Source organism: Paraburkholderia sp. Ac-20347 (genome assembly GCF_017104805.1).
Lineage (GTDB): Bacteria > Pseudomonadota > Gammaproteobacteria > Burkholderiales > Burkholderiaceae > Paraburkholderia > Paraburkholderia tropica.
Window position 1 is genome coordinate 1 of record NZ_JAAGPN010000382.1, and the last position, 5,786, is coordinate 5,786.

The window sequence follows — 5,786 nt, forward strand, 5'->3', positions numbered from 1 at the left end:
GATCGGCGGGCGCGGCCACGAGCGCGGCGGCCGGGTCGGGCGGCGCATAGTGCGCGAGCGTGAGCGAGGCGGCGCGCGCCGACGCGACGAACGCCTCGGTCTGCTCCGGCGTCACCGCCTTGTTGAGCGCGTAGGCGGTGGGCACCACGCCGATCAGAATCAGCATGATGAGCCCCATGCCTTTCTGGCCGTCGTTCGAACCGTGCGCGAACGACACGCCCGTGCAAGTGCCGATCAGCAGCAGGCGAATCCAGAACGGCGGCGGCTTGCCGGCCTCGGGTTCGCGATAGAGGCGCGGCGCGCGCACGGTGAACTTGAGCGCGAGCAGCACCAGCGCCGAGAGCACGAAGCCGACGACCGGCGAGAACAGCAGCGCCTTGCCGACGCCCGCGGCCTGGGCCCAATCGACGCCGCTCGTGCCGGACGGCCCGCTGATCCACTGGTTCATGATGCCCACGCCGATGATCGAGCCCACCAGCGTGTGCGAACTCGACGAAGGCAGCCCGAAATACCAGGTGCCGAGATTCCACACGATGGCCGCGATGAGCAGCGCGAACACCATCGCGAAGCCCGCGCTGCTGCCCACTTGCAGAATCAGTTCGACGGGCAGCAGTTGCAGGATGCCGAACGCAACCGCGCCGCTCGACACCAGCACGCCGAGAAAATTCCACGCGCCCGACCACGCGACGGCGACGTGCGGTTCGAGCGAGTTCGTGTAGATCACGGTGGCGACCGCGTTGGCGGTATCGTGAAAGCCGTTCACGAATTCGAAGCCCAGCGCGATGAGCAGCGCGAGGCCGAGCAGCACGAAGGGCAGCGCGGAACTCTCGCGCACGGCGTGCAGATCGACGAACAGATGATCGAGAACGTAGATCGCGCCCACGGCGATGATCGCGACGAACGCCGCAATGGCGAGTCCGCGGCGACGCGGTTGGGGAGCGTTGAGGGGATGGGGCGCGGGAGGTAAGGGAAGGTCCGGCATGACGGTGCGCTTGGGCGAACTAGGGCGAACGGGGGCGAATGTTCTTGTTTGCCTCGCGCGCGCCGCGCCGTGAATCATTGCGCATGACGACGCGGTTTGCGAACGTCGTCAGCGCAATCGGGAGCCGCTCGATCGAGACGGACAAGTGTCGCATATCGACCGGAATCGCCGCGTCAGCCTGGCCGCGCGCCGATATGTCCCTGCGGCGCGACGCCCGTGGGGCGCGGCGCCGCGCGGATTCGCGTCGTATTGACGCGCCGCCTCAGAACAGGAACGCGATGCCCGCCATGCCGACGAACTGCGAGCGCGTGCTCGACGGCGTGCTGTTCTGCGAGTCGCCCACGGCCGGGCTCGCATCGACGATATCGCCCGCGCCGTTCGCGCCCAGCGTCTGGCCGCTCGCGTGCTGATAACCCTGCAGCGCGTAGAGCGAGGTGCGCTTCGAGAGGTGGTAGGTCTCCTTGAGCGACACCTGCTGATAGCGCGCGGCGCTGCTGATGCCGTTCGCCTTCGACGCCATCGTGTACGCGTAGCCGCCGCCCACGTCGAACGCCGGCGTGAAGCGGTAGAAGGCCAGCGCGGCCCACGTGTTGAAGACCGCCGTATCCGCGAAGATCGACTTGCCGCCCGGCAGATATTCGACGTTCGAATACGAAGCGCCGAGCGTGAGATTGCCGATCGCGTAGTTGCCCGCCACCGCGACGTGCTGCACCGCGCGCGCCGAGACATAGCCCGTGTTCAGCGACGACTTGCCGAAGCTCGCCGTCGACGAGGTGTCGAAGCCGCTCGTCAGCGCGGCGTTGTCCATGCGCAGATAGGCTGCCGCGAGCGAGATCGGGCCGTTCAGGTAGCGCAGCGCGGCGCTCCACGTCTGGCCCTTGCCGGTGCTGCCCGCAATGCCGCCGAACGCGTACATCGCGCTCGCCTGCAGACCGTTCCACGACGGCGTGGTGTAGATCGCCGAGTTGTTGATGCGCACGGTGGTGTCGAGGCCGTCGATATCGCCCGGGTGCGCGCCCGTTGCGCCGGTCAGCCAGTTGCTGCCCGTGAGCGGGCCGACGAACTGGTAGTAGGGCGTGTACTGGCGGCCCATCGTGAAGGTGCCCGCGCTGCGGTTCTGCAGACCCACATACGCCTGGCGGTTGAAGATCAGGCCGCTCGACTGCATCGCGCCGGTGTTCGGATCGAAACCGTTTTGCAGATCGAAGATCGCGAAGGTGCCGCCGCCGAGATCTTCCTTGCCCTGGAAGCCGAACTTCGAGGCGTAGACATTACCCTGGCGCAGATAGACGTTCGACTTGCCGTTCTGGTTGTTCACGTAGGTGATGGCGTCGTCGATGGCGCCGTACAGCGTGACGCTGCTCTGCGCGAAGGCGGGATTGGCGATCAGGGCAGCGCCGGCTGCGAGGAACAGGCCGGGACCGAAGGCGGATTTCTTCATCGTTGTGCGTCTCCAAGAAAAGTAGGAATACTTATTGTTCTGTGCTTTTTAGAGCACTTATAAGTTCTGTGCGAGAAGTGGGCGCGGCAGATGCCGCGCCGGTGTTGCGTACTGTGTTTGTGCTTTATTGCTTCGTTGATTACTTCTGCGACTGCGCACGCTGACGCGCCTGCGCCGCGAGACGCACGGCCGCGTTCGGCGCACCGTAGCCGTCGTAACCGCCGCGCCGCTCGACGAGTTCGAGGAAGAAGCGCTGGTCGAGCGTCTCCGTGTAGGCGTGCAGGAATTCGCCGCCGTGTTCATCGCGGTCGTAGAGCAGATTGTGCTGACGCAGCGCATCGAGGAAATCGCCGCGCAGCGCGAAGCGCGCGTCGAGATCGTCGTAATAGTTCGCGGGCACGCGCAGCAGCGGCACGCCCGCGGCTTCGAATTCCGTCACCGCGCGGAAGATGTCGGTGGTCGTGAAGGCCACGTGGCTCAGGCCGCTGCCGTGATACGCGCGCACCGTTTCGGCGGCCGCCGTGTGCTGGTCGACCGACGCGTTGAGCACCATGCGCAGGCCGCGATCGGCGCTGAACAGGGCGCGGCTGCGCACGAGACCATACGGATCGGGCAGCATCACAGGCGCGCTGGCCTGCAAACCGAACACCGATTTGAGGAACAGCACCCACGCGTCGAACGAACCGGCGGGCAGCGAAAGACTCACGTGATCGATGCCGCTGATCGGGCCGACTTCGGTCGGACCGTCCACATCGGTGAGCACGAAGTCGGCTTCGAACAGCGTCGGCTGGCCCGGCTCTTCGTTAACGAAATAGTTAAGACTGCCGTCCGGACCCTGCACGGCGGGCACCACGCGTTCGTTCGGCCCGACGCGGCCCGAGAACGGCTGATAGCCGAAACCGGCGGCGCGTTCGAGCGCCAGCTGCGCGTTGTCGACGCGCAGCGCGGAGGCGCACAGCGAGAGGCCGTGGCGCTGGAAAAAGGCGTCGGCGAACGAATCGCGCTCGGCGTTCAGCACGATGGCCGCCGAGCCGTGCTGATAAAGCGTGACGTTCTTCGAGCGATGCTGGCCCGCGCGGCGGAAATGCAGCTTGCCGAGCCAGTCGGCGACCTGCGCGCGCGCCGTATCGTTCACGGCGAATTCGAGGAATTGCCACTCCGTGTGCGTGGGCGCAGCAGGCGGATGATAGAGCGGCGCGGCGTGCGCGGTGTCGTGTTCGGCTTCCAGCGCGTCGCGCGTGAGCGCTTCGAGCAGCAGCAGCGAACGATGGCCGTCGGCGGCCGTGGCTGCGGGCGGCGCGCCGCGAAAGCCGTCGTTGAAGATTTCGAGCGAAAGCGGGCCGGTGTAGCCGCTTTTCACCACTTGCGCCGTGAAATCGGCGAGCGCGAAGTCGCCCTGACCCGGGAAGCAGCGGTAATGGCGGCTCCATTCGAGCACGTCCATCTGCATCTTGGGCGCGTCCGCGATCTGCACGAAACCGATGCGATCGCCCGGAATCTGCGCGATGGCGTCGGGCGTATCGTCGAGCGACAGCGTGTGGAAACTGTCGAGCGCGAGCGTGAGATTCGGGTGATTCACCGTATTCACGAGCTGCCACGCATGGCGGTAGGTCCGCACGTGACGGCCCCATGCGAGCGCTTCATAACAGGTCACCACGCCCGCTTCGCCGGCCGCCTTCGCGAGCGCGCCGAGCTGTTCGGCGACGAGCGCGTCGTCGGTGATCGTGTCGGGCGAGACGTTGCTGCAGACCAGCATGCGGTCCGTACCCAGTTCGTGCATCACGTCGAACTTGCGCTTGACGCGCTCGACGTTGCGCGCGAGGCGTTCGGCGCTCACGCCCTCGAAGTCGCGGAACGGCTGGTACAGCACGATATCGAGGCCCAGATCGGCGGCCATGCGGCGCACGTCGGCGGGCGAGCCTTCGAAATAGAGCAGGTCGTTTTCGAAGATTTCCACCGCCGTGAAGCCCGCGGCGCTGATGGCGGCGAGCTTCTCCGCGAGCGTGCCGCTAATCGAAACAGTCGCGATCGAGCGGCGCAGGGGCGCGGGAGCGGAGGCGTGGGGCAGCTTGGACATGGCGTAAATGCAGCAATAACTGTAACCGGTATGAGCCGTACGACCCGGGCCGGCGGCACGGATACAGATGCCCGCCGGAGTGTCGCAAGAATAACCAAACTAACCAGTTAGTACAAATTCGCGGAAACCCCAGGGTGACCCCGGGGCGCGCGCGCGGCACACTGGCGGCCATGCGTGGGATGCCATGCGGCCAATCAATGTCAAGAATGTTATTAAGCGCCGTCTTGTGTTGAGAATCAACCGCAGCGAATCTCGACCGAAGATTCCGCGCTTGCCAAACCGTTGTTGTGCGCTGTTGTGGAGTGTGTGATGCAATTGCCGTCGGTACTGGTCCTGAACGGGCCGAATCTGAATCTGCTGGGAACGCGGGAGCCCGCGATATACGGGGCGGAAACCCTCGACGACGTGGCGCGGATGTGTCATGACGCGGCGGCCCGCCTTCATCTCGAAGTCGATTTTCGGCAGTCGAACGCCGAGCATCAGCTGATCGACTGGCTGCACGAGGCGCGCACGCGCGTCGACGGCATCGTCATCAATCCGGCGGCCTATACGCATACGTCGGTGGCGATCGCCGATGCGCTGTCCGCCATCGCCAAGCCCGTGATCGAGGTCCATATTTCCAACGTTCACAAACGCGAGGCCTTCCGGCACCACTCGTTCGTCTCGCCGATCGCCGAAGCGATCATCGTCGGTTGCGGCACGCAGGGCTACGTGCTCGCGCTCGAACGCATGCAGACCTTGTTGACCACGAAATTCGCGAAGCAGGTGACGCAATGAGCCAGCACGACAGCAACAAACCGCGCTCGTTCCTCTGCGGACTGATCGGCAAGGGCATCGGCGGCTCGCTGACGCCCGCGATGCACGAGAAAGAAGGGCGCGAACTCGGATTCAACTACGCCTACCGACGCATCGATCTCGACGCGCTCGAACTCACGCCCGCCGCGTTGCCCGAGCTGCTGCTCGCGGCCGAGCGCATGGGCTTCGACGGCCTGAACATCACCTATCCCTGCAAGCAGGCGGTGATCGAGCTGCTCGACGAACTCTCGGACGACGCCCGCGCGCTGGGCGCCGTCAACACGGTGCTGCTGCGCGACGGCAAGCGCATCGGCCACAACACCGACTGGTCGGGCTTCGCGAGCGCCTTCAAGCGCGGCCTGCCCGACGTGTCGCTCGAATCGGTGGTGCAACTGGGCGCGGGCGGCGCGGGCGCGGCGGTCGCGCACGCGGCGCTGCAAATGGGCGCACGCGCGCTCACGCTGTTCGACGTCGACGCCACGCGCGCCGAC

At 65.9% G+C, this 5,786-nt stretch carries 5 protein-coding genes; 2 read left to right on the forward strand and 3 right to left on the reverse strand.

The window, feature by feature from the left end; genetic code table 11:
• The 3 genes from G3N97_RS35795 to G3N97_RS35805 form a co-directional block, all read right to left on the reverse strand.
• On the reverse strand, nt 1-982 hold a 982-nt coding region (locus G3N97_RS35795; protein ID WP_205997546.1), incomplete at its 3' end, for an inorganic phosphate transporter.
• Nucleotides 983-1,244: 262 nt separating this feature from the next.
• Nucleotides 1,245-2,423: a porin gene (locus G3N97_RS35800; RefSeq protein WP_205997547.1), complete on the reverse strand. Its 1,179-nt coding sequence runs from the start codon at nt 2,421-2,423 to the stop codon at nt 1,245-1,247.
• A gap of 139 nt (nt 2,424-2,562) precedes the next feature.
• Nucleotides 2,563-4,464: a sugar phosphate isomerase/epimerase and 4-hydroxyphenylpyruvate domain-containing protein gene (locus G3N97_RS35805; protein ID WP_205997549.1), complete on the reverse strand. Its 1,902-nt coding sequence runs from the start codon at nt 4,462-4,464 to the stop codon at nt 2,563-2,565.
• A 345-nt stretch (nt 4,465-4,809) separates the two neighbouring features.
• Here G3N97_RS35805 and aroQ point away from each other — a divergent pair, with 345 nt between their 5' ends.
• Together aroQ and G3N97_RS35815 are read left to right on the forward strand one after the other, a co-directional pair.
• Nucleotides 4,810-5,277: a type II 3-dehydroquinate dehydratase gene (gene aroQ / locus G3N97_RS35810; RefSeq protein ID WP_065063506.1), complete on the forward strand. Its 468-nt coding sequence runs from the start codon at nt 4,810-4,812 to the stop codon at nt 5,275-5,277.
• The coding region (locus G3N97_RS35815) for a shikimate dehydrogenase (protein ID WP_205997548.1) at nt 5,274-5,786 on the forward strand (513 nt) is incomplete at its 3' end. The genes aroQ and G3N97_RS35815, both read left to right, overlap by 4 nt.

Coding starts and splice junctions, on each gene's coding strand:
- G3N97_RS35800 (WP_205997547.1), bottom strand. CDS start 2,423: ATGAAGAAATCCGCCTTCGGTCCCGGCCTGTTCCTCGCAGCCGGCGCT.
- aroQ (WP_065063506.1), top strand. CDS start 4,810: ATGCAATTGCCGTCGGTACTGGTCCTGAACGGGCCGAATCTGAATCTG.